26 protein-coding genes and 1 pseudogene are annotated in these 26,307 nt (G+C 44.6%); 5 read left to right on the top strand and 22 right to left on the bottom strand.

Annotation, left to right across the window (positions count from 1 at the left end):
- The first annotated feature begins 126 nt into the window (after positions 1 to 126).
- Positions 127 to 2,493: a bifunctional YncE family protein/alkaline phosphatase family protein gene (locus A5N88_RS20495; RefSeq protein ID WP_066269476.1), complete on the top strand. Its 2,367-nt coding sequence runs from the start codon at positions 127 to 129 to the stop codon at positions 2,491 to 2,493.
- 55 nt (positions 2,494 to 2,548) lie between these two features.
- Entirely contained in the window at positions 2,549 to 5,629 is a 3,081-nt protein-coding gene (locus A5N88_RS20490; protein WP_066269475.1) for an efflux RND transporter permease subunit, read from the top strand.
- Between the two features lie 57 nt (positions 5,630 to 5,686).
- On the opposite strand, the gene A5N88_RS20485 is transcribed toward A5N88_RS20490, so the two are convergent.
- The 19 genes and pseudogenes from A5N88_RS20485 to A5N88_RS20395 form a co-directional block, all read right to left on the bottom strand.
- Positions 5,687 to 5,959: a late competence development ComFB family protein gene (locus tag A5N88_RS20485; RefSeq protein WP_066269473.1), complete on the bottom strand. Its 273-nt coding sequence runs from the start codon at positions 5,957 to 5,959 to the stop codon at positions 5,687 to 5,689.
- A gap of 119 nt (positions 5,960 to 6,078) precedes the next feature.
- Positions 6,079 to 6,429 carry a flagellar protein FliT gene (fliT, locus tag A5N88_RS20480; protein ID WP_066269472.1) on the bottom strand — a complete coding sequence of 117 codons (351 nt, stop codon included), beginning with the start codon at positions 6,427 to 6,429 and terminating at the stop codon, positions 6,079 to 6,081.
- Positions 6,429 to 6,830, bottom strand: a complete 402-nt coding sequence (gene fliS / locus A5N88_RS20475) for a flagellar export chaperone FliS (RefSeq protein WP_066269470.1) — start codon at positions 6,828 to 6,830, stop codon at positions 6,429 to 6,431. Before fliS ends, fliT begins: the two co-directional genes overlap by 1 nt.
- Before the next feature lie 21 nt (positions 6,831 to 6,851).
- Positions 6,852 to 8,843: a flagellar filament capping protein FliD gene (gene fliD, locus A5N88_RS20470; RefSeq protein ID WP_066269469.1), complete on the bottom strand. Its 1,992-nt coding sequence runs from the start codon at positions 8,841 to 8,843 to the stop codon at positions 6,852 to 6,854.
- A gap of 316 nt (positions 8,844 to 9,159) precedes the next feature.
- A complete protein-coding gene (locus A5N88_RS20465) occupies positions 9,160 to 9,462 on the bottom strand; it encodes a hypothetical protein (RefSeq protein WP_066269465.1) in 303 nt (100 codons plus the stop codon).
- Positions 9,463 to 9,678: 216 nt separating this feature from the next.
- On the bottom strand, positions 9,679 to 11,301 hold the full coding sequence (locus A5N88_RS20460; protein ID WP_066269463.1) for a flagellin N-terminal helical domain-containing protein: 1,623 nt from the start codon (positions 11,299 to 11,301) through the stop codon (positions 9,679 to 9,681).
- A gap of 362 nt (positions 11,302 to 11,663) precedes the next feature.
- Complete coding sequence (csrA, locus tag A5N88_RS20455; RefSeq protein ID WP_066269462.1) at positions 11,664 to 11,897, bottom strand: carbon storage regulator CsrA; 234 nt, start codon at positions 11,895 to 11,897, stop codon at positions 11,664 to 11,666.
- Between the two features lie 4 nt (positions 11,898 to 11,901).
- On the bottom strand, positions 11,902 to 12,336 hold the full coding sequence (fliW, locus tag A5N88_RS20450; RefSeq protein ID WP_066269460.1) for a flagellar assembly protein FliW: 435 nt from the start codon (positions 12,334 to 12,336) through the stop codon (positions 11,902 to 11,904).
- Positions 12,337 to 12,346: 10 nt separating this feature from the next.
- Positions 12,347 to 12,937 carry a DUF6470 family protein gene (locus A5N88_RS20445; protein WP_066269458.1) on the bottom strand — a complete coding sequence of 197 codons (591 nt, stop codon included), beginning with the start codon at positions 12,935 to 12,937 and terminating at the stop codon, positions 12,347 to 12,349.
- 45 nt (positions 12,938 to 12,982) lie between these two features.
- A complete protein-coding gene (flgL, locus tag A5N88_RS20440) occupies positions 12,983 to 13,879 on the bottom strand; it encodes a flagellar hook-associated protein FlgL (RefSeq protein WP_066269457.1) in 897 nt (298 codons plus the stop codon).
- A gap of 14 nt (positions 13,880 to 13,893) precedes the next feature.
- Positions 13,894 to 15,579, bottom strand: coding sequence for a flagellar hook-associated protein FlgK (gene flgK, locus A5N88_RS20435; RefSeq protein ID WP_066269454.1), 1,686 nt, complete (start codon positions 15,577 to 15,579; stop codon positions 13,894 to 13,896).
- Positions 15,580 to 15,609: 30 nt separating this feature from the next.
- Positions 15,610 to 16,086, bottom strand: coding sequence for a flagellar protein FlgN (locus A5N88_RS20430; RefSeq protein ID WP_066269453.1), 477 nt, complete (start codon positions 16,084 to 16,086; stop codon positions 15,610 to 15,612).
- A 15-nt stretch (positions 16,087 to 16,101) separates the two neighbouring features.
- Positions 16,102 to 16,374: a flagellar biosynthesis anti-sigma factor FlgM gene (gene flgM, locus A5N88_RS20425; RefSeq protein WP_066269452.1), complete on the bottom strand. Its 273-nt coding sequence runs from the start codon at positions 16,372 to 16,374 to the stop codon at positions 16,102 to 16,104.
- A gap of 684 nt (positions 16,375 to 17,058) precedes the next feature.
- Positions 17,059 to 18,189 (bottom strand): annotated as a pseudogene (locus A5N88_RS20420) (S8 family serine peptidase); the annotation flags it as partial.
- A 19-nt stretch (positions 18,190 to 18,208) separates the two neighbouring features.
- Positions 18,209 to 18,604, bottom strand: coding sequence for a TIGR03826 family flagellar region protein (locus A5N88_RS20415; protein ID WP_066269449.1), 396 nt, complete (start codon positions 18,602 to 18,604; stop codon positions 18,209 to 18,211).
- A gap of 58 nt (positions 18,605 to 18,662) precedes the next feature.
- On the bottom strand, positions 18,663 to 19,370 hold the full coding sequence (locus A5N88_RS20410) for a ComFC family protein (protein ID WP_066269447.1): 708 nt from the start codon (positions 19,368 to 19,370) through the stop codon (positions 18,663 to 18,665).
- Positions 19,363 to 20,751, bottom strand: coding sequence for an ATP-dependent helicase ComFA (locus A5N88_RS20405; RefSeq protein ID WP_066269446.1), 1,389 nt, complete (start codon positions 20,749 to 20,751; stop codon positions 19,363 to 19,365). Before A5N88_RS20405 ends, A5N88_RS20410 begins: the two co-directional genes overlap by 8 nt.
- Before the next feature lie 64 nt (positions 20,752 to 20,815).
- Positions 20,816 to 21,658, bottom strand: a complete 843-nt coding sequence (locus tag A5N88_RS20400; protein ID WP_066269445.1) for a DegV family protein — start codon at positions 21,656 to 21,658, stop codon at positions 20,816 to 20,818.
- A gap of 103 nt (positions 21,659 to 21,761) precedes the next feature.
- On the bottom strand, positions 21,762 to 22,322 hold the full coding sequence (locus A5N88_RS20395; RefSeq protein WP_066269443.1) for a hypothetical protein: 561 nt from the start codon (positions 22,320 to 22,322) through the stop codon (positions 21,762 to 21,764).
- Positions 22,323 to 22,721: 399 nt separating this feature from the next.
- Here A5N88_RS20395 and A5N88_RS20390 point away from each other — a divergent pair, with 399 nt between their 5' ends.
- From A5N88_RS20390 to A5N88_RS25160, 3 genes are read left to right on the top strand one after another with little or no spacing between them, the layout of a single operon-like run.
- Positions 22,722 to 22,880, top strand: coding sequence for a hypothetical protein (locus A5N88_RS20390; protein WP_157090743.1), 159 nt, complete (start codon positions 22,722 to 22,724; stop codon positions 22,878 to 22,880).
- A gap of 29 nt (positions 22,881 to 22,909) precedes the next feature.
- Positions 22,910 to 23,068, top strand: coding sequence for a hypothetical protein (locus A5N88_RS25165; protein WP_157090742.1), 159 nt, complete (start codon positions 22,910 to 22,912; stop codon positions 23,066 to 23,068).
- 29 nt (positions 23,069 to 23,097) lie between these two features.
- The gene (locus tag A5N88_RS25160; RefSeq protein ID WP_157090741.1) at positions 23,098 to 23,256 is read left to right on the top strand and encodes a hypothetical protein; all 159 of its coding nucleotides are present in this window, start codon (positions 23,098 to 23,100) and stop codon (positions 23,254 to 23,256) included.
- A gap of 86 nt (positions 23,257 to 23,342) precedes the next feature.
- Here the strand turns inward: A5N88_RS25160 and A5N88_RS20385 are convergent, their stop codons facing one another.
- The 3 genes from A5N88_RS20385 to A5N88_RS20375 all read right to left on the bottom strand — a co-directional run bounded on the left by A5N88_RS20385 (position 23,343) and on the right by A5N88_RS20375 (position 25,991).
- Entirely contained in the window at positions 23,343 to 23,915 is a 573-nt protein-coding gene (locus A5N88_RS20385) for an MEDS domain-containing protein (RefSeq protein ID WP_066269438.1), read from the bottom strand.
- Positions 23,916 to 24,143: 228 nt separating this feature from the next.
- The gene (locus A5N88_RS20380; protein ID WP_066269436.1) at positions 24,144 to 24,824 is read right to left on the bottom strand and encodes a response regulator; all 681 of its coding nucleotides are present in this window, start codon (positions 24,822 to 24,824) and stop codon (positions 24,144 to 24,146) included.
- 18 nt (positions 24,825 to 24,842) lie between these two features.
- On the bottom strand, positions 24,843 to 25,991 hold the full coding sequence (locus A5N88_RS20375; RefSeq protein ID WP_066269434.1) for a sensor histidine kinase: 1,149 nt from the start codon (positions 25,989 to 25,991) through the stop codon (positions 24,843 to 24,845).
- Between the last annotated feature and the right edge of the window lie 316 nt (positions 25,992 to 26,307).

The following is a 26,307-nucleotide window of genomic DNA, read 5'->3' as shown; positions in this document are numbered from 1 at the left end:
CCAAAGACACAGGTATTTTTCCTTAAAAAGATTATTCAATTCTTAACATTTCCGATATATCTTGTTTACATCATCCTTCTACAATTTTATTGGAGTACATACAAGCAATGAGAAGGAGTTGTCGAAATGAAACGAAAGACTGTAATTGCTGCCGCTGTGGCTGCCCTTACACTTACTACCAGTTCTGCCTATGCAGCGATGCACATGAGCCGCACGCCCGGTCCCAAGGGGATGAATACAGGGATTACCCCGCATAATACCGCCTTAACCCCAGCCGGTCAACAAATCAAGCTTGGCGATTTTCCCATGGGCGGGGCATTGAGTCCGGATGGCCGGTATTTCGTTGTCTCGAATGACGGCCAGGGAACGCAATCCCTCCAGGTCGTCGATACAAAAACGAATAAAATCGTCCACACCGCTGAATACACATCCCCAGAATCCTTATATCTTGGCGTTGCATTCAGTCCTGACGGGAAAACGCTATATGCCTCAGCAGGCGGCAACAACAAGATTCGTCAATACCGCTTTTCCGGCGGACACCTTTTTGAGAAAAGTCCGATCATGTTAACCGATACCAAAAACTCAAACTTCTATCCTGCCGGCATCTCTGTGTCTCCAGACGGCACTTCCCTTTATGTCGCCAACAATCTGGATAACTCGGTGTCCAAGGTAGATATTGCCACCGGAAAGATTGCCCAAACCGTTTCGGTTGGAAAAAATCCATATTCCGCTTTCCTTACAAAGGATGGCAAAAATCTTTATGTCACCAACTGGGGTGAAAGCAGCGTAACGGTTCTGGATCCTGCCACCCTGCAGGTGAAGAAAACCATCACGACAGGCCTTCATCCAAATGCCATTGCGGAAAACCCGCTAACAGGCGATATCTATGTAACCAATACAGATGACGATTCTGTATCGATTATCAATGGCCAGTCGCAAAACGTGGTACAAACACTGAACCTTAAACCTTTTCAACAAAAGGAAACTGGAAGCCAGCCGGACGCTTTGACTGTATCAAAGGACGGCAAAACCCTTTATGTCGCCAATGCCGGCAATAACGATGTAGCGGTTGTCGACCTTTCAGCGAAGAAGGCAAAGGTTAAAGGGCTAATTCCAACGGCCTGGTATCCAACTGGCGTCTACCAGAATCACAATAAACTGATGGTCACCAATGCCAAAGGGCTGGGCGCCGGTCCCAATGATCAGGGACAGTATATCGGCAGCATGATTGAAGGCACCCTTTCTGTCATCAATACGCCGGATAGCCGCCAGCTCACCCGCTACACGAAGCAGGTTCAGCAGAATATGGATGAAAACGAAAAGGCAAGCAAAAGCGGCAATAATCCGATTCCGTTCACACCATCCGGGAAGTCACCGATCAAGCACGTCATCTATATCATTAAAGAAAATCGCACCTACGACCAGGTGTTTGGCGATTTAGGAAAAGGAAACGGCGACCCTAGCTTAACCGGCTTTGGCAAAAACGTGACCCCTAACCTGCACAAGCTAGCAAACCAGTTTGTCACACTCGACAATTTCTATGCCAATGCAGAAATCAGTGCACAAGGCCACAACTGGGCAACAGGTGCCATCGCGAACGATTATGTGGAAAAGAACTGGATGGCAAACTATTCAGGACGAAACCGCGGCTATGACTTTGAAGGCGACAATCAAAGCGCCTATCCAAAAGCAGGTTTCCTATGGGATGATGCTCAACGCTCCGGGGTTTCCTTCCGCGACTACGGAGAGTTCACGAACTTCGACCCAACTAAGAAGCAATGGGTGGCAACAGATCCAAGCATCGGCGACCGTTTTGACCCGAATTTCGCCGGCTGGAACCTTGATCTTTCTGACCTTGGCCGCCAATCCGAATGGGAAAAGGAATTCAATGATTTTGTAAAAAATGACAACCTGCCGCAAATGGAAATCGTCCGCTTCGGAAATGACCATACTTACGGCACAAAGGTAGGCGCCTTAACACCTGAATCGATGGTGGCGCAAAATGATGAAGCGGTTGGAAGGCTGGTCGACGCGGTCAGCCACTCGAAATACTGGAAGGACACCGCTATCTTTATCACCGAGGACGATGCTCAAAACGGTTGGGATCATGTGGATGCACATCGAACCGAATCGCTTGTCATAAGCCCATATACGCAAACAGGAAAAGTGGACAGCACCTTCTACGATACCACTTCGATGATCCGTTCCATGGAGCTGATCCTGGGCATGAAGCCGATGTCCCAATTCGATGCATCCGCTGTACCGATGTTCAATTCTTTTACAAACAAGTCGGACTTCACAGTCTACAATCATGAAGAACCAAAAATTTCACTGACGCAGAAAAACGGTGTCAACACGCCTGGCGCCCAAATTTCAAACAAGCTTGATTTCTCCCGTGCCGACCATGCCAACGAAACACAATTGAACAAGGTCTTATGGGAAAAAACCATGAAGGGCAAAAAAATGCCAAAGCTCAACCAGCAAAACCAATAACACATGAGGAGCCTCCTTTTAGGGGGCTCTCTCCCAATGAAAAGGAGAATTATTGATGAAAAAAATCATTCAAGCCCTTTCCCAGCGGTTAATCCTCCTTTCGGTGATGGTTGCCCTTTTATTTGTTTGGGGGATTTATTCCGCCAGCCAAATGAAGACAGAATACCTCCCGCAAATCAACAATCCCATTCTAATGGTCACCTGGAAAACACCTGCCGAAAGCACGGACGGCGCAGTCAGCCAGGCGGAAGAGAGCCTTTTAGCCTCTTTAAAGGAAGTAGAGGGCCTCGAGTCCATTCAATCCACCAACTATCCGCAGGGTCTTTTTGCAAGCCTTACGTTTCCGCAAAGCACCAATATCGACCAGGCGGAAAAAAACATTCAAGCAGCTGTACAGCAGGTTTCCCTTCCTGCGGGTGCCAGCAAGCCGGAAATTACCCGCATCGGCTCGGACTCTTTTCCGTTCATGGAAATCAGCTCCACAACAGAGTCAGGAACCGGCACCGCGGACGCTCTTTTGCAGCAGCTCGGCCAGATTCAAGGAATCAAAAAAATCGATACAACCGGCAATGGCCAAACAGGCTACCTCATTACACTCGATAATCAAAAGCTTTTAGCGCATGGCCTTCGCTTTGAAGATGTACAGAACTCCCTGCAAACCGCTACGAGTCTTTTACCAGAGGGCAAGGTCGTGACGAAAAACCTTCAGCTCCAGCTTCAGGTGAAAGGAACAGCCGACCAAAAAACCGAGCTTGAAAATACCGTAATACATACGCCGAACCAAAAATCAGTCCTTTTAAAGGATGTGGCATCGGTTGAAAAAGGCCCGATCAATGTTCAAACGTTAGCCCGAACCAACGGAAAGCCAAGTGTCATCCTGGATCTGTATAAAACAAGTGCTGCCGATGTCACCAGGATTAGCCAGCAGGCAGAAAAAAAGCTCCAAAGCTATCAGCAGGCTCATCCTGAGGAAAAGCTGACCGTGTTGTCCAACCAGGGCCAAACCGTTTCCCATGCCATTAACGGACTATGGAAAGAAGGCCTGCTCGGCTGTTTCTTCTCGATGCTTTGTGTTTTCCTTTTTTTCCGGGAATGGCGCGCCACGCTGGCGATTGCCTTTACCCTTCCCATTTGCTTTCTCTCATCAGTTTCCATCCTTTATGCCATGGGGATCACCTTGAACCTTTTAACGGCTTCCGGCTTAATCGTGGCAATGGGCCGTGTCGTGGATGACTCGATTGTTGTGCTGGATAATATGTACCGCAGGCTTGAACGAAACGGCAGCTATTCCTTTGACCTTTTGGCAGCTTCGGTGAAAGAAATGGTACCTGCAGTGGTTTCCTCTACTCTGACTACCATTGCCGTCTACCTGCCCTTAACCTTAACAGGCACCATGGTCGGGCAGGCCTTTTTCGGACTGGCATGGGCCGTTACGATTTCGCTCGTCTGTTCGCTTGTCGTATCGTTATTGGTGCTGCCTCCGTATGCTGCGTTTACCTGGAAGAATCGCTTTTTCAATGCGGCTCCCCAAACGGAACGATGGGCCATTCCCTTGTTGCAAAAAGCCTGGCCGAAACGCCAATGGTGGTTTGGCGGGATGGCTGCAGCCCTTGTTTTAGCAGCTGTCGGAGCGTTTTTTCTTCCGGTCAACGTGCTTCCGCGCACACACGCCCAGGATTTGAATATCCAGGTGGAGGCACCGGAGGGTTCAACGCTCGATCAAGTGAATGGAGATGTGCGTGCGTTGGAATCGCTGCTTCAGCAGCATCAGGAAATTAAGACGTATGCATCCACAGCCGGCTCCTCGTTCACTCCTGCTTTCGATGATGTTTTTGACCAGGCAGGCGGATGGATTCAGCAGCCGAACGTCGCCAATGTGTACGTCACGCCGAAGCCGGGAGTCAATGTCGACCAGCTGACGGCTCTCATCAAGGATGACATTAAAAAGCTGAATTCAGGCGCCATTTATACGGTCACCAACCAGCAAATTGCCGGCGATGATTCGCGTGTTACGCTGACGTTATCCGGCGGCAGTTCCCAAGAGCTCGCAAAGGCTGCAGGCCTTGTAAAAGGAAAGCTGCAAATGATCAATGGCCTGCAAATATACAGTGATGGAGAACAGGCGGACCAAATGAACTACACTGTCGAGCTGAACGATGACAAAATAAAGGCACTCGGACTGGACAGGCAGGCCATTGCCGACCGGCTCGAAACCTTTATCGACAAGCAGGCGGATGTTCAATTGACAACTGAGAATACTTCATCCCTGCCAATCGAGCTCCACAAGCCTTCCGCTGTTTCACTTTCTTATGCCCAAGGCGTGGACCCTGAACAGGAATGGCTCATGCAGCTTGGCCGTGTCTCATTTAAAAGTAAAACAGGAAAAACGGTACGCCTTGAAGACATTGCCTCCCTCAACGTAGATACCGCTTCGATTACGAGTGAACAAGACGGACAGCCAATTGCGGTTGTAACGGGGAATATTTTAACGAATGATATCGACGGAGTGACAGGAAAAATCAACGAAACCCTCGTTAAGCTCCAGTTGCCAAAAGGCATCCATGTGGAATTCGGCGGCATCCCTCAGCAGGTCGAGCAAATGATCTGGTCAATCAGCTTTGCAGGCATCATCTCGATCCTGCTTGTGGTAATCATCATTTCAAGCATCTTTAAAGGAATTCGGACACCAATTGCCGTGCTGTCATCCCTGCCGTTTGCCCTGGTCGGATCCGTTGCCCTGTTAGTAATCTTTAAACAGTCCTGGAATTTGGGTGCTCTCGTGGGACTGGTCATGCTGATTGGAATTGTTGCGACAAACGGAATAGTCCTGGTCGACCGGCTGGAGCGCTTGCGAAATGAAGGCAGGCCGCTGCAGCGCTTAATCTTGGAGGGCACAGCAAGCCGGGTGCGTCCGATTTTCGTAACGGCAGCCACCACCATTTTAACGCTCTTGCCCCTGACATTTTCAGGCCAATCGGATACGCTGATATCGCAGTCGCTCGGGCTGGTAGTCGTCGGCGGAATGATCACCTCAACACTCACAAGTCTTCTCGTGGTGCCGACGATTTATCATTGGCTGTGGAATTCTGTGGATAAGTCGAAGGTGCGGGGACGGATTCGGAGGATAGAAGCTTAACGCGAAAAGGTCCGCTCATGGTTGGAGCGGGCCTTTCTATTTGTGAAGATATCAACTCTAGTTATTACAGCGCTTGTTTTTAGAAACGACCTCTGCTGCCTGTGTGACGGCACTCAGAATATTGGCGACGCCCTGATAATCTGCGGTATATTCCACCCGTACAAAAGGACTCCGCTTTTCATTGGAAACATACTTCGGCGGCAAATGATTGAGAGACAGGGCCTTCACATCATCCAGACAGCGCTCACAATCGCACGCTAGGTGAAGCTGATCCTTAAACTTATCCAGCACATTTTGAACCATTTCTTCCATCACGTTGTAGACTGGCATTCTAGTCCCTCCCAGCTGCTTTCCTCAATCTTAAAGAAAACATTTATAAGTAACTAACATTATAAACTATTTTTCGAGCTGCTGGATAGAAAATACTCTATTGGACTAGTTAACCATTATTATTTTCGTTTATCGTACAGGATGCCACCCCGTTGCAGGCTTTGATAAGGATTGATATATTTAGGCGCGTTTTTCTTCTGGTTTTTGACCGTTAGGATGTCTTTTTGAATGTCTAGTTTTATTGCCTGCATTTTGTCCTGGATACGTTTGTTCAATTCCAGTGCCTCTTGGCCCATTTGCTTTTCTTCGGAAGTGAACGGACCTTTTATGTCAGAAAGAAGAGCTTCTCGTCGGGATAAAAAGCTCTGGATTTTAGCGATAACCTGGTCTCTGTCTTTACTTTCGACTGGCTTATCGATTTCAGCATAGAGCTCTTTACTAATCTGGTAAAACTCTTTTATAGCCGCCACTAGGCTTGACCGCCTTGGCTTGTTTGTTTCTGCTTGTTAATTTGGATGACTTCTTTCCACATATCGCGGAATTCTGTGACGAGTCTTTCCGCCTCGGTCAGAACAGTCAAATCATTACGCAAGTTTGCTTGGATAAGCTGACGGTAGATAAAATCGTATAATGGCATTAATTGTTTGGATACATCCATATCCATATTCAATGTACTCATGAGTTCCAGAATAATGTTTTGGGCAGCCTGAAGACTCTTATTTTTCTGCTCAATATTTTTATTTTGAATGGCTAGATGAGCCTGTTTAATAAATTTCAAACATCCGTTATAAAGCATAAGTGTTAGCTCACCAGGCGGCGCGCTAAAAACAGAATTGGTTTGATAGGTCTGGTATGGATTATTAATAGACATAGTTCTTCACTCCTTACTTCATCATCCTCCGCTGCTTAGCATAGAGGAAATATAGCCACTTTGCTGGTTTGCTTGCTCCATTGCTTGCTCCATTGCCGAAAACTGGCTGTAATATCGATTTTCAATACCCGATAGCTTTGACTGAAAATCGGTTATTTGTGTTCCTATATCTGTTAATTGCTGACCTATCGTATACTGACTGTCTACTTCGGACGTCGTTCCTGCTACATTCAGAAGTTGATTGGAGGCAGAAGAAATAGAATCCCGCAAACGCCTGGCAAGTCCCTCGGAATTAGAAGTGCCATCATTCCCACTGCTAGCAGAATTATCACTATTAAAAAGCTGATAGATAGCCTGCGGGTTTTCTTGAATTTTTTCCCTCAATGTCGCTTCGTCTATTACGAGTGCACCATTTTGAGTATAATCAGGTGATGTCGTAATACCAATTTGGGATAATTGGGTAAAACCCGATGTTACATTATTACCAGTAACAGGCGAATAAAGATTTTGGCGCATGTTTGATAAGCAGCTTGTCAGAGTAGGATCATTCGCAATCATCCCCATTTGCGCCTGGTTATTCCAATTTGTAATTTGGTCACTCGTCATAGCAGCCTTTTGATCATCCGTTAACGGTGGATAGTCACGGTCACGTTTTTCAGAAATTTTAGCATTGATCGTACTGATTGTAGAATTATATTTATCTACAAAGCCCTTAATTGCGGTAAAAATAGAGTCAACGTCCGTTTGTGTAGAAATGGATACCGATGTTCCAGGAGCTGTTTGACCTTTTATCGTGTAATTAATTCCGTTAATCGTAAAGTTATTCGATTTCTCTGTCATTGTATAGCCGTTGATTGTGACGGATGCATCTGTACCTGCAATATCGCCATTCACAGCAGGTGTAGCTGGTGTCAAAACTACACCATGTAAAGTTCCAGTTGCATCTGGGTTAAAACCAAGAGTTTGCATAAAAGCATTTGTCGCCGTATCATTTCCTACTATAGATCCTCCTGCTCCGTTCTGATTATTCGTTAAAACAATTGTATTCCCTTGCATCGCAGCAGAGACACCAAGATTAGAATTGTTAAATTTTTGAATAACGTCACTAATCTGATCTGTAGATGAAATAGAAATCGTGACATTTCTTGGTGAAGTAGCTCCTGGATCTGTTACGGAAAAAGAAAGAGTTTGATTATTACCCGGAGTATAGTTAATAGTACCGCCTTTCCAGATGGCCGCCGTTGCATTAGTGCCTGCAACATCTCCATAAACAGCAGGTTTAGCAGGTGTCAAAGCTGTACCATGTAAAGCTCCAGTTGCATCTGGACTAAAACCAAGAGATTTCATAAAAGCATTTGTCGCCGCATCACTTCCAATTATTGATCCGCCAGCACCAGTCTGATTATTTGATAAAACAATTGTATTGGCTTGCCCATCAATCGTTCCCATCATCGCTGAAACGCCAAGCGTGGAATTGTTGAATTTTTGTATGACGTCACTAATCTGATCTGTAGAAGAAATGGAAATCGTGACATTTCTTGGTGTAGTGGAGCCTGGGTCTGTTACAGAGAAATTAAGCGTTTGATTTGTGCCTGGCGTATAATTAAACGTCGTACCATTGCTTTTCCATGAAGCTGATGTCGCCAAATTCCCTACACTAATCTGTGTGGACACATTGCTGATGGAATTTACAGCGGTTGCAGATACTGTGGAATCATCCGAACTTGTAACTGTTTTTTGATCAAAAGTAGATTGCATAGTAATTCCATTAAAAGTGGTTGTATCTAAATCTTGCAGCGATGAATACATGCTGCGATAATCATCACGCTGCCACTCCAGTATTTGCTGATTTTGTTTCATGCCATCTAACGGGACACTTTCAGCCTTCATTAATTGGCTGACCATTCCGTCAATATCCATTCCGCTGGCTAAACCATTTACACGCATTAATCCGCTGTATTGGCTAGCGACCGAACCGCTGCTTGAACTACTGCTGCTTACTGGGTTTACCATATTTTCACCGCCTAAAACAATATAATCATTCATCTATTTTCGTATATAAGTAAATTTTATTTTTGCCCTTTTTCAGGAACTTACTTTTAATAAGAAGTAATCCTCTAATTAAACGTATAATATCCCTTATTATTCGTTTAATTAGATTACTAGTTCACTTTGTTTTAATGTGACTAACTATTATATCGGTATATACTTTATAATATTAACTCCTTAGAAATTATTTCTTTAATAAGCTTTTTCATAGTTTGAGGTAATATAAGTTTTGGCGTGATTTTTCGTAAAGAAATGTCGTGAATCTCGTCTGATAGTTGATTTAGTCGACATACAACTCATAAGCAATTTGTTCCCCATTCCTTATCCAAACTTCGTAAAGTCTCTTTTTCGTTCCCTCTTCCAGTACAAATCCTGCCATCCACTCATAACCTTTTTCATCCACATACGAGAGTGTTTCAATTAACAATGGGTCAGGTAACTTTTCTAAGTGTTTCGCTGGGATGAGCAGGTCATCCAGTTCCTCATGATAGAAATCATATGCTTCAAAGCTTACATCCTCAACCTTGACATCAACATTAAAAAATTTTTTCATTCTTCCAACAAACCATTTTAAATTCACCATTACTCTCCACCTTTCAAATATAGCCCTTTTCCTTACGCAAAACATATTTTCCAAAAACACACTATAGAAAATAGAAAAAGGACTTCCCTCTTATATAGAGAGAAGCCCTTTTGTTAATGTTTCTAGATACATAGTTATGATATATGCTTAATTTTCCATTTGAACACTAAGAAAAAGGAGACCCTAAGTTGATTAGGGCCTCCCTCATTATTATTATTATCCACGAAGTAATTGAAGTACTTGTTGTGGCTGTTGGTTAGCTTGAGCAAGCATTGCTTGAGCAGCTTGAGCAAGTACACTAGCTTTAGATTGGTTCATCATTTCTCCAGCCATATCTACGTCAGCGATACGGGATTGTGCATCACTTGTGTTTTGGCTAGATGTATTCAAATTGTTAATCGTATTATCTAAACGATTTGAATATGCACCAAGTTTAGCACGTTCTGTAGAAACCATATTGATTGCATTGTCAATTGCTGTGATTGCATTGGTAGCAGCTTGCGCAGAAGATGAGACATCTATACCTTTAGTTGCCACAGCCTGAGAGGTTAATTGGCCACCACTGAATTGGGCAGCATGAGCTGCAACACTATTTACTGCAATTGTAACTCCATCACTTGTAGAGCTAAGATTTCCTACATTTTTGCCAGCAGTTGTATTAATCGTTACTCCAGCAAAGTTACCAGAAGTAATGGAAAGGGATGTAGCAGTTGGGTCATTTACTTGTATGGTTTGATTATCAGCTGCATTTCCATCGCTAACAGTTACATAAGTACCTGCGTCTTGACCAGTTCCCGTAGCTGCTGTAAGTCCCAAATGACTTGCCGCATCATTTGCAGAAGCTTGATTAATTGTTACTGAAGAACCTGAACCAGTTGAATTACTTGTAATTGTTAGCCCATTTGCTGCATTTGTACCCACTTTGACAACTCCCGAGCCAAATGCTGTGTCAAGTTTGGATTGGAGGTCACTTATTAAAGCAGCCTGGTCGTCAGTACCAGGAGTAGAAGCTTTATAGTCTACTTGATTTAAAGTAATTTCTTTTGTAACACCATTTACTGTTAGATTTAAAGTGTCATGAGTAGCGTCAATGTTAACATCTTTACCAGCTGTGGCAAGTGTTGCATCATCGGTGGCCACACTTCCTGTAGCTGTACCGCTTGTTGCAGTTGTTACAGTAGAAGCATTAAAAGTTAGTTGTGCCCCATTAGTAAGTTTTGCTCCAACATTACTATTATCAATTGTTACACTAGTAATATTTGAAGGATTACCACCTATAGAAGCGACACTAGCATTTACAGTTTTATCATTTGCAGCAACTCCTAAAGAAGCTGCATCCATTGCATTAATACTAATTGTCATGGTTTGGCCAGCGTTTGCACCAATTTGAAGTGTATCTGTTCCAACACCGTTTGCAGTCATACCACCATTTAGAAGTGTTTGATTGTTAAACTGAGTGGTATTAGAAATACGAGTAATTTCAGTAGATAGTTGGTCAACTTCTTGTTGAATGTTTTGACGGTCTGAAGATGTGTTTGTATCGTTCGCAGATTGTGTTGCTAATTCGCGCATACGTTGAAGGATATCAGTTGTTTGACCTAATGCTCCTTCAGCAGTGTTAACCAATGATTGACCATCTTGAGCATTACGGGCTGCTTGGTCTAATCCATTGATTTGACCTTTCATTTTTTCAGAGATTGATAGACCTGCAGCATCATCAGCCGCACTGTTGATACGAAGACCAGAAGATAATTTAGCCATAGACTTAGCTTGGTTGTTACTGTTGATGTTCAACTGACGAAGTGCGTTTGATGCCATTGAGTTGTAATTAATAATCATGATTGGTTTCCTCCTTGAATATTGTTTTTAGGACATCCTTGTCCTATTTATAGTTAAGCTCTTTGAGCCCACTAACTAGATTGTTGAGTTTTTGCTTGTCAGCATGTCCTTTTTGACATCCCATTGATGAAATGTTGAAATTCATCATCCAGTGATATCAACAATAGCTGTGTTTTACAGAAAACTGACGTAGAGTGTTAAGCGCAGTAATATTATGATTAATCATCATTTTTAATTTCCTCCTTGAATTTCAAATCCACATCCATTTAAAGGAGTATATTTTTGAAATGTAAGGTAGGCCGCCCTTGTATCTCTTACAAAGATTATATCGACATCAATCCTGGAGTTTTTATAGCTTGTTACTATTTATTTTCATTTTTTATATTCGATAATAAACCCAGTAGTTCTGTTATGTTATTAGACGCTTCGGCATTTTCCTTCTGAATCTCCAGGTAAACTTCTTTTCTATGTATTTCAATATGTTTAGGCGCGTTAATTCCTATTTTCACTTGATCTCCATTTATCGCTGCAATCGTAATTTCAATCTCATTTCCAATTTGGATGGATTCACCTTTTTTTCTTGTCAGCACTAGCATGCTTTCACCCCTTTACCGTCTGTAAAAGATGCTTTGTTTTATAATCCTTGTCATGAAGGATGACCTGTTTCGCTAATTTTTCATTGCTATTCAAAATAATAGGAGCAAGAAGATTCGCTGTGGATTGATCAAAAGGTTTTTTGATATTTAAAATGACAAAGATTAAAACGTCTCTTTCGTTTTCCAGCTTCAGCAAATCTTTTGAACCTTCATCTAATACGAATTCATAATCTGAAAAGAAGACAAAGGGATTTGTAATGACAAAAGCCAGTGCAGGAGTCTTTGTTGACTGAAGAATAAAGTATACATTTTGTTCCTCAGCAAGCGGTAAAAGAATAAACTCTTTCTCTTCTAAAAAGCCAGGCAATCCGTTAGGGAACGCAAAGATATCGTTTTCTTCAATGTCTATTGTCCCGTGGTATTTCGTATCGATATTCATTATTTCACTCCTATATTTCTTGTTCATAGTTGATGCCTACAAATTTTATATTTTTGAAATCAATTTTTATAAATGGCTGCTGTTTTAAATCGATTGATACCTTCCCTGGACTGGACTGAATGATGGCTGGTCTTGCTTTACTATTGTTCACAGCAGGCTTGATATCCCAAGTGATATTAAGCTTTGAAGGCTGATAGTCAATTTTCACGCTGCCATAAGAGGGGATGACTCCAATTGTAAAATCATAGGTCGGCGGTTCACTGTCACGCTTCGAGATATCTGCAATGGCATTTCGGCGATTTTCAATCCTCATCATTTCATCCCCATCGCTCACGGTTTGCTGGATCCCTTTCCAGCAATCCTGCAATGCCATCTTCGCCTGATCCTCATTAAATTGTAACAAAGGCTTCATTCCCATGTCTGCCCAGGCCTGCGTTTGGTCTATGGTAAGCTTGGAGGGTGTTTTATCGATATGCATCTCTGCTGGCGGCTGTTCCATATCCAGAATGGGTCCTGGCTGTTCAATGGACAGCTTGGCATTGGTTGTTTGAATATCCAGCAATGCCGGCTGAGATTGTATTTGAATTTGCGGTACATTCATATACTCTTCTCCTCTAGTAAAAAAAGCTATTCAGTAGAATAGCTTTTACTTTAAAAAGTCCACCAGCGTTGGCTGTATGACGCTGGCCCCTACACTTAATGCAGCACGCTGTACACTTTGCTCAGAGGTTAAATCTGTGATGACCTGTGCTGTGTCCGCATCCTCATTGTTAGACATCATTTGATTCGCAGAATCCTCCTGTGAATTGACACGGTCCTCCATTAACTGGACGCGGTTTTCTCTGGCTCCCACCGTAGCCCTCTCACCTACAACGTTATTCACCTGATTGGTAATGGTATCAATTTGAGATGACAATTGACTTGGATCGCCATTCGGACCTAAATTCGTTATTAATGAATTCAAGTCATCAAACATCTGTTGAGAGAAGGCATTTTGCGGAGTGCTATTTACCTGAATAGAAATCCCTTTAGACAGTTCGATATTTACTGGGTCATTATTAGTAGATACGGTGACCGTTGTATTTCCATTTGCATCTGTCTGTTTTGTGACAGGCGGGTTTAAAGTATTGGTACCATTAAAAATATATTTATTCCCTACTTTCGTGTTCGCTACATCCACTAAATGATCTCTCAATTGCTTCACTTGATCCTGTATAGCCTGCCGGTCGCTGCTGGTAAGGGTTCCATTCGCAGCCTGTGTCGTTAATTCCTGCACACTCTGCAGCACCTGCGTCGCTTCACCCAAAGAAGAATCCGTCGAGTCCAGCCAGTTGTAGGCTTCTGTAAAATTCTTTTGGTACTGCTGAACCTGCTGCAGATTGGAGCGATAACCCATCGCCCTCATGGCTGCAGCTGGATCATCCGATGGTTTTGTCAGCTTTTTCCCGGAAGCCAGCTCGTTCTGATAGGTTTGCATCCTAGAGTTAGTGTTACTTAAGTTTTGCAGCATATTGCTGGATAGCATGGATTGCGTTACGCGCATGTTCTATTTACCTCCTATCTGCCGCCTGTGCCGAGGCCGTTGACGACTTTATCCAAAATGTCATCCATCATCGTGACCATTCTCGCAGATGCACTGTAAGCCTGCTGGTATTTAATCATATTGGTCATTTCTTCATCGATGGAGACAGAGCTGACCGATTGGCGGTTGTTATCGACTGATTGCAGTAAAGTCGTACTGTTAGTAGACAGACGGCTTGCCTGCTGAGAGTCAACGCCTAGTTTTCCAATCATCCCTTGATAATTGGAGGAAATCGTTCCAGTTTGAAAGATGTTGGAAGAATTCGCGCTTAAATCTAATGTTCCCATCCCGCCGCCTAATGTAATGGGCTTGGACAAGTCATAATCCTGTACTCCCGCAAGGTTAATGGCATTGTTTCCGTCCCCTGCTTTTGCAGCAATCGGTTTGCCGTTTGAATCTAACGTATTTGAAGATGCCGCAGCAATCTGACTCGTTGTAAGATTGCTGACCTCATTGATGGCCGCAGCTGCCCCGTGGTAATCGGAAAGACTGCCGAATGTAAAAAAGTCTGTCCCTTTTTGTCCATTTAAATCATAGCCTTGGTCTTGGACCGCATTGAATACCGTTCCAAAGGTATAAGCAAGCTTGTCCAAATTGTCCATCATTTGAGGGTAGTAGCCTTTGGTACTTGTAACAGCATTTCCTTGGGCATCCGTCGTCGTATCTGTATAGCCAAAATTCTCAATGAGTCCGCTCAGTTTTCCAGCTGAAATACCAATTGTTCCGTTAGTGGAAATACCGATTTCCTTCGCCACTGTTTGAGGATCACCAAGCTGGCTGACTGTAATCGCACTGACCGCCTGATTTCCGTTTGGACGATCCGGAATACCATCGTTGTTCGTGTCAATTCCGCCCTTAATGGCAATAGATGCATTGGTGCCTTTTTGAACCAGCTGAATCTGGGACCCATCCGGGTTGACCATACTGATGTTGTACTGCCCTTCTGCCATCGCAGACGCATTCCCCCCGCTTGGCACACGGTCTACTTTTATGTTCATGTAAGAAGATAGCTGATCGACCAGATTGTCCCGTTGATCATATAAGTCATTTGGCAAATTACCATTGGCTTCGACTGTACCAATCTGCTTATTGAGATCGCTGATTTGCTGCAGGGTTGAATTGATATCTGTAACTGATGAACCGATCTGGTCTCCCAGGTTTCCTTGAATCGAGGTCAAGGAGTCATTTATATAGTGAAAGGTATCCGCCACTGCGGTTCCATTCTGCAGCACAACAGACCGGGATCCCTCATCTTCCGGATTCGTGCTGAGGTCCTGAAGTGACTGATAGAACTGACCCATTGTCGCAGAAAGGCCGCTGTCGCTTGGTTCATTCATAATGTTTTCCATTTGGGAAAGGGCATCTGACTTTGCGCTCCACTCTCCTAGCTGCGTATTTTGGCCTCTGTATTGAGTATCAAGGAATTGATCACGGATTCGCTGGACAGAGCCTGTGGTAACGCCTGTTCCCAGTGTACCCGCTATCTGCGGGCTGTTCATGCCGGGTGACGGGAAGGCATCAGTTGCAACCATGTTTACTCGCTGGCGAGTATAGCCTGGCGTATTGGCGTTTGATACGTTTTGGGCTACGGTGCTCAGTGCACTTTGCTGAGCAGTCAGCCCCCGGTATGCTGTTTCTAAACCAAAAAAGGTGGATGTCATCGTGTTTCCTCCGTAAATTGTTTCTGTCTATTAAACCTTTGAACTGAACAATGCTCTCTGTCCCTGTACAGCCTTGGGCTTGTCCGGACGCGAATAGGTGACATGCTCTGGTACAGGTCGCAGCACGCTGAGGCTCATGTTCACAAACTGCAGTGACTGATAGATCAGCTGCTGATTTAAGTCATTTCGATGCCGAAGCTTTTCTACAATGTCCATGATGCCTGCTTGAAAAGCGGAAAGCTTTGGTCTCTCATCCTCGCTCGCGGCTTCGATACACATGGATAGTGTAGCTTCAGGCATGCCTGTTACGTTTTCTGCTGCCTGCTGTCTTTGCACTTCAATGGTTTGGATGGCAGCGATATGCTTTTGTTCATCTGCCATGATGCGCTGGAGGCCTTCCATGTCCCCCTTTTTTATGATTTCTGTTTTGTCTTCTGCTATTTTCAAAAGGTTTTCGTGAAGCTTTTGCTGTTTATCTAGCAGGCTGATGAGCAGCTTGGCGGACATGTAACAGCCTCCCTCCTATTGGTTGTTGTTTTGTTTATAAAAGTTAATGATGCTGTTTGCTACAGCCTTTGGATCGACTGTGTACTGGCCGTTTTGCACTTGGATTTTCAGCTGGTCCACTTTGGCCTGGCGCTCTTTTTCCACCTGGCTGGTCTGCTGCATTTCTTTTGCTTTCGAAGAAATTTCCACTTTGTCTGTTTGCTTTCCGGCCTGGTTACTTGTATCGATTTTATTCAGTGATTTTTGGTATGGGTTGATTCCAGATGAACCTATATTATTGATTTTCATGCTTATTCTCCTTTCTGTAAGCCTGATGAAATCGAATCGGCTCTCCGAACATGTCGTTTCTATCTATTATATCGGACTATCCATACAAATGTTTAGTCTAGGCCTATAGGAGATTCTATCCATTTTTGCTGGGCCATTCTTTGAAAAAAGCGCACGGATTGAAATCCATGCGCTTCATGCGATTTAAGCTAATTTACTTCTTGTTTTGCAGCTCACTCACATATGACTTTAGACCTGTCATCTTCTCTTTGTGTGTACATGAACTTTTTGTATTTGAATGGCATTCTTCACTTTATCAAGCTGGTCCTGCAGGCTTGTTTTAGTGTCACCATCCGGAAGTGCTGAAACATAATTTTGTGCAAAATTTACAAACCATGGCGTTTTATATGTTTTCGCGTATTGAACCGCTCTTTCCGCCTCTTTGATTTGAGCCTGGAGAATGCGGGCTTTCACTTGATCCAATTTTTGCTGTAGTCCGGTTTTGTCTGTACTGTCCGGCAGCTGATTGATCTGTTTTTGAGCATCATTCACAAGATATTGGATCGGAAGCTGTTCAGCAAGCTCCACTGCCTTTTCCGCTTTCTTCACTTGCGTTTTAAGGGCAGGGTCCACTGCCGGAACAGATGGGGCTTGCACCGGTGCGGTCTTTGCAGCTTGTGAGAATTCCGCAAAGCCGAATCCATACAACGGATCTCTGCCTGGAGCCCCAAGATCTTTTACAGAAGCATCCATCTTGGTGCGAAGCTCTGAATCAGAAAGAGTTGGATATTCTTGTTTTAATAATGCAAAGAGTCCTGTTACGTATGGTGTTGCCATGGATGTCCCGCTCATCATTTCATAACCGTTATGTAAATACGTGCTGACAATATTCACACCAGGTGCTGTAAATTCCACTTTATTGCCTGTCGATGAAAAGTAGGCTCTTTTCAGATTAGAATCGACTGCTCCAACCGCAATCGCACTGGAATAATCGGCTGGATAGTTGACGTTATCACCTGTTCCGTCGGCATTGCCGTCATTTCCTGCCGCACAAATGACGAGAGTGCCAGATTGATAGGCTTTGTCCACCATATCATGAAATGCCTGGCTGTCATCTGGTGTGCCCAGACTCATATTAACCATATCCATGTGATTTTGAATGGCCCAGTCCAGTCCTTTTAAAATATCCTGAAGATCTCCTTCTCCGTCCTGGTCCAATGCTTTGACAGCATAAAGAGAAACATCCGGCGCAACCCCTACAGTGCCCACTCCATTTTGCTGGGCGGCAATAATGCCGGCGACATGCGTGCCATGACCATTATCATCCGTGTAGGAAGTCGTATAACTGACGGTTGAGGTACCGCCCGCTACTTTTAAGTCACTGTGCGGGGCAATACCTGTATCAAGCACGGCTACTTTAATGCCTTTTCCGGTATAACCGGCTTTCCATGCATCTACTGCCTTTACATCCTGGAAGCCCCATTGGGATTCTTCCTTGGCAACGGCTGCTGTTACTGGAACAGCTTTTGTATTTTGGATCTTAAAATGCACATTTTTTTCAACATAGGCGATATTCGGGTCCTTTTTTAATGCTTGGACATTGGCTGCAGTAGCCGTCATGGCGACAGCCGGGAGCGCTTGGTATTGGTGCTCCAGGCGGCTTCCCGTTTTTAATGCCTTTTCTTTGCCGGTCTTGTTTTTATACACGATAATAACATCTTCTTTTGCTGTGCTTTTTGTGCTGGCATGGCTTGCTGAAACAAACGGAGTGCCTGCACTTACAACCACAGCCAATGACATAAAGGACGAAATCAGGATTTTTTTCGTACGATTCATCTTTGCTGCCTCCTTGAAGTTAAAAAGAATAATAGGTTCCTTTTTTCCTTGCTTCCTTGGACTCCTTTTCTTTTTCAAGACGGTTCAAGTCCTGAAGAATCCCCCCTGAACAGCTGCTGCAGAGCTTGCCCTGCGTAATAATGGTTCCGCAGAGGTCACAGGGATACCCAAGATTGGGGAACTGCGCAGCTTTCAAGCGCCCTTTCCGTGTCCATTTATAGATAAGCTCCTCCTCGACTCCTGTACTTTTCACAAGGTTTTCGATGGTAGAAGCGCGATTTGTACGTACGCGTAAAAATTTGCTGACAATGTCGTATTTCTTTTCTTCTTCTTTATAGCAATTTTCACAGACATCACGGACCGGATTTTTCATATACACCGTTCCGCAGGTCGGACAATTTTCCAGTTCTGGCATACCCATTCCTCCAAAGTTATCACTATCTTTTATATCGGAAAGTCCCGCGACTTTTTAACTAGCCTCTTGCAAGAGTAAGAGAAAAAATTTTACTGGCTCCTGCCTGCTTTAAAAGCTTTCCGGCATGGCGGAGGGTGGAGCCAGTTGTGTAAATGTCATCAATGAGCAGGATGGTTTTATCGGAGATTTCTAGGTCTCTCTTGATTTGAAACACGTTGGAAAGATGAATTCGGTCTGTGCGGGATTTCTTGGATTGCTTTTCGGTGTGGAGGCGGGTGAGGAGATCGAGAGGCTTGAGGCCTGCTTCGCGGGCAAGTGCCTCTGCCTGGTTGAAGCCGCGCTCATAAAGCCTGGATTCACTCAAAGGAATGGCAGTCACATGGTCATAGGAGATGGTTTTCACCGCTTTTTGAATATCAGCGGCAAACAGCCTGGCGAGGATGTAATCACCGCGGAACTTGAACCGGGCAATCAACTCTCTCGCAAAGTCATTATATTCGTACAAGGAGATATTTTTTTCGAGGATGTCCTGCCACTCCTTGTCCTTTTCCCAGCGGATACAGTCTGAACAGGTGTCGTGATGAATAAATTCCGGTGCAAGCTTATCTAACGGGCGGCTGCATTTCATACACAGCTTTCCTTTTATCGGAACAAGCTTTGCCTGGCAGTCCTGGCAGACGAACTTGGGCGGGGACTGAAAGAACAGCGTTGTCCAGCTTTGGTGCACAGGCAGGGTTGCAGCACAATACAGACAGGTCTCAGCCATGGATCAGCCCTCTTTTCTTTGCTTCTGTATTCATGCTGGTAATGTGGCGAATGGATTTTAGCATGGCCGAGGTCTTTCCGTAATGAAAAAGAGTAATCGCGCCTGCTGGAAAGTCAGCACTCCTCCCCACCCTGCCGGCAATCTGGACAAGGGCGGCTTCTGTAAAAATCGGGTCTTCTGCCCCTACCACAGCGACATCTATATTCGGAAATGTCACGCCCCGTTCGAGAATAGTCGTGGTCAAAAGGATCTGCGTTTCCTTGCTGCGCATTTTTTCGACCTTGGCTTTGCGGTCCGGATCCCCCGCGTGAACAGAATCCATTATCACATCGCCGATTGCTTGAAAAATCGGCATGGCTTTTTGCATTAATTTGATATTGGGGAGAAAAATGAGCGCCTGCTTGCCGGCTTGAATCCTGATCTCCACCCATTTTGTGATACCAGATGGAAGGCGTTTCTTCTCGAAGTGTTTTTTCCAATTGCCGCACCAGGTACATTCAGGTACAGGAAGGGGATAACGGTGGAAGCGGGCGGGGATGGTAACAAAGGAAAGCTTGCCCGATCGGCATTCCTGCTGCCATTTCCTGTTCGGGGTCGCTGTCAGAAAACAACGCGCTGAATGGGGTTTGGCCGCTTTTTCAACGGCAGCCTGAAGAGTTTGGTCCATCGTAAAAGGGAAAGCATCGACTTCATCCACGATCACTAGATCAAAGGCGTCCTCAAACCGGTAAAGCTGATGAGTCGTGGCAATGGTCAGCGGGGCAAAATGATGTCGGTCCTCGCTTCCACCGTAAAGAGCGGCAACCGGGACACCGGGAAACACTTTTCGAAAACGCGGGGCAAGCTCGAGCACCACATCGGTCCTTGGGGTTGCAATGCAGACACGGAGGCCTTTTTCTAAGGCCTTGTTGATACCAGCAAACAGAACCTCTGTTTTACCGGCACCACAGACCGCCCAGACCAAAAGGGTGGTTTTGGTGCGAATGGCCTGAATCACCTGGCTGGATGCATGGAGCTGTCCATCTGATAGAGCCCCTTCCCACTGCAGCGGATGAAGGCCGCAGGAGATGGCAGGCTCCGGTCCTGTCCAGGTGAAAAGCGGTGTACAGGAAGAAACGCGTCCCATCATGATGCAGTTTCGGCAATAGGTGCACAGCTTGCCGCCGCAACGGGCACATGGAAATGCTGCGAACAGCTGCGGGTTTGTATTACTGCAACGCGAGCATTTCCAACTCTTTTTAAAGGGAAGAATGCCTGGTTTTTCGCTGACAAAGCCCTGTGCGATATGCTGATCGAGTTCTTTTTCGGAAAAAGGGATTTCGCTTTGGAGCAGGAAGCGGCCGGAGAGGTGGTGCTGCAATTCAGGAGAAAATGAATTCATTGGGGAACACTCCTTTATGGGGTTTTTAGAGAGGGCCTGATGGGACAGGCCCGGGTGAGGATGATTATTTTAACATCCAGGTCATGCCTATGGCTCCTTCTCCAAGGTGAGTGGCAATCACCGGACCGAAATAGCTAATCGAAAAATCGACATTCGGGTATTTTTGAGAAAGCTCTTTTTGAAATTCCTTCGCCTCTTCCTCACGGTTTGCATGGATAATGGAGGCTTTTAATGGAATCCCTTTATCCGCGTCCTCCCCCAGCAGGTCGAAAATGCGGTTAAGTGCTTTTTTGCGGGTACGGATTTTTTCAAAGGGAACAATGACTTTGTCCACAAAATGAAGCAGCGGTTTGATATTCAAAAGGCTGCCAATCATGGCCTGTGCACTGCTCAGGCGGCCGCCGCGCTGAAGATTCGAGAGGTCATCCACCATAAAATAAGCCCGTGTCGAGGCTTTCAATTCATCAAGGCGGGCAAAAATTTCTTCCGGCTCCTTTCCTTCCGCAGCCATTTTAGCCGCATCAATCGCATAAAAGCCCTGGGCCATGCAGCTGATTTCAGAATCGTAGGCAAACACCTTAATGCTGTCCACCATTTTCCCTGCCGACACCGCTCCCTGGTAGGTTCCGCTGATGCCGCTGGAAAGATGGATGCTGATAACCGCATCGTATTCTTTTCCGAGACGTTCAAAAAGCTGCACGAATCGCCCGACAGAAGGCTGGGATGAGGTCGGCAGCTTGTGACCGAGCTTCATTTCCTCATAAAACTGCTCAGCCGTTAGATCCACTTCTTCCTCATAAGTCTCACCGTTTAACACCACGCTGAGCGGAATCATTTCTATATGGTATCGTTCACGCACTTCCTTAGGGATATACGCGGTACTGTCTGTTACAATCACCGTTTTCATCTCATCATCCTTTACAATCTACTTCAACTTGTGTGTATCAAAATGCTATATTTTTGAAAAGTGGAATAGAAAAGCGAAAGCGCCCTATTGCGGCTGCTTCCTTTTATTGCTGGTTTTCCATGGCAAACAGCTTGCTGATTTTCCAGCCATCCGACTCTTTATTTAGCGTAATGATTTGTCTGCTGCTGCGATCCATCTTGTCACCGGAGCTTCGTTCCACCACCGTTGTATCCATATCGGTAAAGACATTGGCCGTATTGCCCTTGTAGTCAATGATCATCATTTGTTTCGGGGTCATGTCCATGCTCATTTTTTTGAACGTTTTTTGCATGAACTGCTTTTCATCGTCAATCTTAAAAGAAGTCGAATGAGGGGACAGCGTACGGATATATGCGTTAATATCCTCATGGTTGAAAGAAGTAATGTATTGGTTCAAAACTTTCATAATCGCTTGTTTATCTTTTTCCGGCACGCCTGTTGCTTCTTTTATTGGCGGCAGGGCCTGTTCAACCGTTTTTTCCTTTTGGGCATTGCCCGCCGACTGTACTGCCTTCGAATCAGCAGCTTGACTTGAAGTACTGCTTCCCTGACTGCTGCAGGCTGCGAGCATGATGCTTCCAGCAATAACGGCTGCTGTCATTATCTTTCTGCTTCCAACTCCCATACTCCTTCTCCCCCTAACACATTTATTCCTGTTACAGCGCTTAACATCAATTGGTTATAAAAAAAGAGCAAAACATATGGATATGCTGCCCTTTTGCTTCTCTCTATTCTATTGTAACATGCCGCGTACTTCATAGGCTCAGTTTTTGAAAATGATGCAAAAGGAACTGAGGGCTAAGGCATTTTGCCTGTGAATTCTTCCTTTTGAGTGAAGGCTGGTGCTTTAGACTCAATACTCATTGTGGTGGATGGCGAGAGACTCCTGCAGGATAATCAAGTTTTGGGAGGGACTGCAGGAGTTTGTAGCGAGTAAGCTCCCAACCGCCCGCGGAAAGTGAGCACCTGCAGCGGAAATCAACTTGCAGGACTAAAAGCACTACGCATTTCTGAGCTATACCCAATGATGAATTTGAACTCAACGTTGATTGCAGCGGAAGGCACGAGACTCCTGCGGGATCAGCGTGTTAGGGAAGACCCCGCAGGAGCTTGCGACGAGGAGGCTTCCCGCACGCCCCGCGGAAAGCGAGTGCCTGCAGCGGAAATCAACTTGCAGGACTAAAAACGCTACGCATTTCTGAGCTATACCCAATGATAAATTTGAACTCAACGTTGATTGCAGCAAAAGACACGAGACTCCTGCGGGATCAGCGTGTTAGGGAAGACCCCGCAGGAGCTTGCGACGAGGAGGCTTCCCGCACGCCCCGCGGAAAGCGAGTGCCTGCAGCGGAAATCAACTTGCAGGACTAAAAACGCTACGCATTTCTGAGCTATACCCAATGATAAATTTGAACTCAACGTTGATTGCAGCAAAAGACACGAGACTCCTGCGGGATCAGCGTGTCAGGGAAGTCCCCGCAGGAGCTTGCGACGAGGAGGCTTCCCGCACGCCCCGCGGAAAGCGAGTGCCTGCAGCGGAAATCAACTTACAGAACTAACAGCGTTATGTATATCTGAGCTATACCCAATCATAATTTAAAATCAACAAAAGGGAGAAAAGGACTTTCTTTTACTAGCCCCTCTATTATTTCAAATCAAGCAAAGGCTTGTATTGTTCAGACATGATAAAATCATCTTCAATGAGTACATAGGGATGGGTTTCCATCAAAATCGTTTTCAGATGGTCAGGCATTTTCTCTCTTTCGTACGCACAAATTAATGGGAACGCCAAAGAATTCACTGCATGATCTACTATATTTTCAAAATCTCTTATTAAATGCAGCGGCTCTTCCATAGTCGCCCACTGCACATGAGCCCATGACCGGAAAGAGATTTTATTTTCCACGTACGGCTGCACCATTTTATTAAAGTACTCAGTGATTGCAGGCGGATGATAGCTGCCACTTGAAAAATAAAAGTCGAAGTTGTTAACATAGTGCACGAGTTCCATTTGCTCTTTCGTTAACAGCGCCTTCAGCTTATTGTGGATCATCGGAAAAATACGTTCATTTTCAATAAAAATAACGTAATCCCCTACAGTAACACTGTTTTTAATATACTTCACAGCCTGCTCGACATAGCTCTTCATTCCATTATAGGCATATAGCACATGCACACTCTTTTGTTCTTCAAACAACTGGTTCAATGTCTTTTTCAAGTCATCACCCCTTTACCTTTTATTATTTTATTATAACCGATTTTGACCATGGTTAACAGGATTGTTTACTTTCTTAAAGTGAGCACTGCAACGTCAAGCAGTGCATACTGCTCTATTTCATAAGGACAATTAACAGCCCGTACAAAAAAAGCCGCCTCAAAAAGCATTTATATCAAATACTTTCGAGACAGCTTGTCCTTTTTGTTGTAAGCAGCTTACGTCCATCAATCAGCGTACTTCCACCCAGCCATTTTTAATGGCAGCCACAACGGCTTGAGTGCGGTCATTCGCATTCATCTTTTGGAGAATATTACTCACATGGTTTTTAACCGTTTTTTCGCTTATGTATAAAGTTTCCCCGATTACCCGATTGCTTTTTCCATCGGCAAGCAATTGAAGCACTTCACATTCACGAGGCGTCAACAAATGCAGCGGCCTTACCACTTCAGGCTGCTGATATCCAAGACCTGTGTTTTGTTTGTTCGCCAGGCGTCTGAATTCCTCTACCAGGTTGCGGGTGACTTTCGGATGCAGATACGATCCGCCGTCCGCTACCACTTTAACGGCTTCAATCAGGGCATCGGAATCCATTTCCTTTAACAAATAGCCTGTTGCACCCGTTTTTAACGCGTGTGTTACATAGTTTTCATCATCGTGTATAGAAAGGATAATGACCTTTGTACCTGGGTAGGTTTCAATCAATTGACGGGTTGCTTCAATGCCGTTTTTATTCGGCATATTGATGTCCATCAAGACCACATCCGGATTAAACTTCTCTACAATGTCTGTTGCGCAGTTGCCATCTTCGCCTTCTGCCACCACTTCAAATGTTCTTTCAAATTCCAGTATCCTTTTTACCCCTTCGCGAAATAATTGGTGATCATCGATAATCGCGATATTCGTTGTCATTTTCTCCGCCTCCCTGATCTATCTTCTCACTAATAAAGGTACCTGGACAATGACGACAGTGCCCATGCCTTTTTTTGAATTAATAGTTACGGTGCCATCTAGTATTTCCACTCTTTCTTTCATGCCCACTATACCAAAAGAGCCTTCTTTTTTCGTGCTGACATCAAATCCTACTCCGTTATCCTTAACGACAACAACCACGAAGTCTTTTTTCACTTCGATTTTCACATTTATTTCAGATGCCTGCGCATGCTTTAAAGCATTTTGAACGGACTCCTGTACGAGCCTGAAAAGAGCCACTTCATAATTGGGCGGCAACCTAAGATCGTCCCCAATGTTAGTGAAATGGATACTAGTCCCCATATTATACTCTTCGATCGTCGCCAGGTATTTTTTGAGGGTCGGCAGCAAACCTAAATCATCTAATGCCATCGGCCGAAGATCATATATGATTCTCCGCACCTCTGACAAAGAGGATCTCGCCATTTTTTTCATATTTTTAATTTCTTTAAATGCTTCGTCCGTCCCTTTTTCTGCATATACCTTTTCAATTAGATCAGACCGCAAAAGCAAGTTGGCAAGCATTTGGGCAGGTCCGTCATGGATTTCCCTTGACAGGCGCTTTCTTTCTTCTTCCTGTGCTTCAATGACGCGAAGCCCGAATTCCTGCTTCTGCTTTGCATCCGCAATCGCATTTCCGATATCCTTTAAGTCACTGGTAAGGTAATTCAGGACAACGGTAGTCTGTGATGCTAAATGATCAGCTCGCTCCATCGCTTCCTCGAGAGAGAACAGCCTGCGCTGCAGCTCGTCCCGCCGTGTTCTGAGCTGATTCTCCAGCTGCCGATTGACGGAAAGCTTCATTTGCAAGTCATGAGCTGCTTCATAAGCATCCCTTACCTGTTCTTCAGAAAACTCCCGGAAATGCTGGCTTACTTCCGACAGCCGCCTTCTCGCAAACCGCGATTTCAATTCGAGCTGGTCGTTTTCATCCACCACATTGGATACCATTAATTTAATTTCTTTTAGTTCATTGGATAGAGATTCATAGTCCTGCCGGCATTCTTCTCCAATTTGGAAGATTTCATCCTTGCTTCGGCCAACGGTCTCCACCATTTTCCCTAAGATATCATCCAGTGATTTCGTATCAATCTTTTTAATTGACATACTGATTCCCCCAAGGTATCCCCTTCGAGATAGAGTTATTTTACCGCGAATTGTTAAATTAAACTATTTGGATTTTAAATTTAAAATAAAATTAGGTAAATATCCCTAATATTTTTGGTAGGAAAGCACTATTAACAAGTCGAAAGTACCTATTCGAACTTTATTTCTATGTTGTATACCATTACTAATGGCCGTGCCGTTCTTTTTTTACAGTACCGTAAAAATTTCACTGTTGTTTTATTGATATAACAATCAAAAACGCATTCTTCTTTCATTTTTACGAACAAATTTGTATGATGGTACTAGACAGAAAACG

Origin of the sequence: Heyndrickxia acidicola, assembly GCF_001636425.1 — a bacterium.
Taxonomy (GTDB): Bacteria; Bacillota; Bacilli; order Bacillales; family Bacillaceae_C; genus Bacillus_AE; species Bacillus_AE acidicola.
Note: the sequence above shows the minus strand (reverse complement) of the source record. Positions and strands in the feature narration are given on the sequence as shown.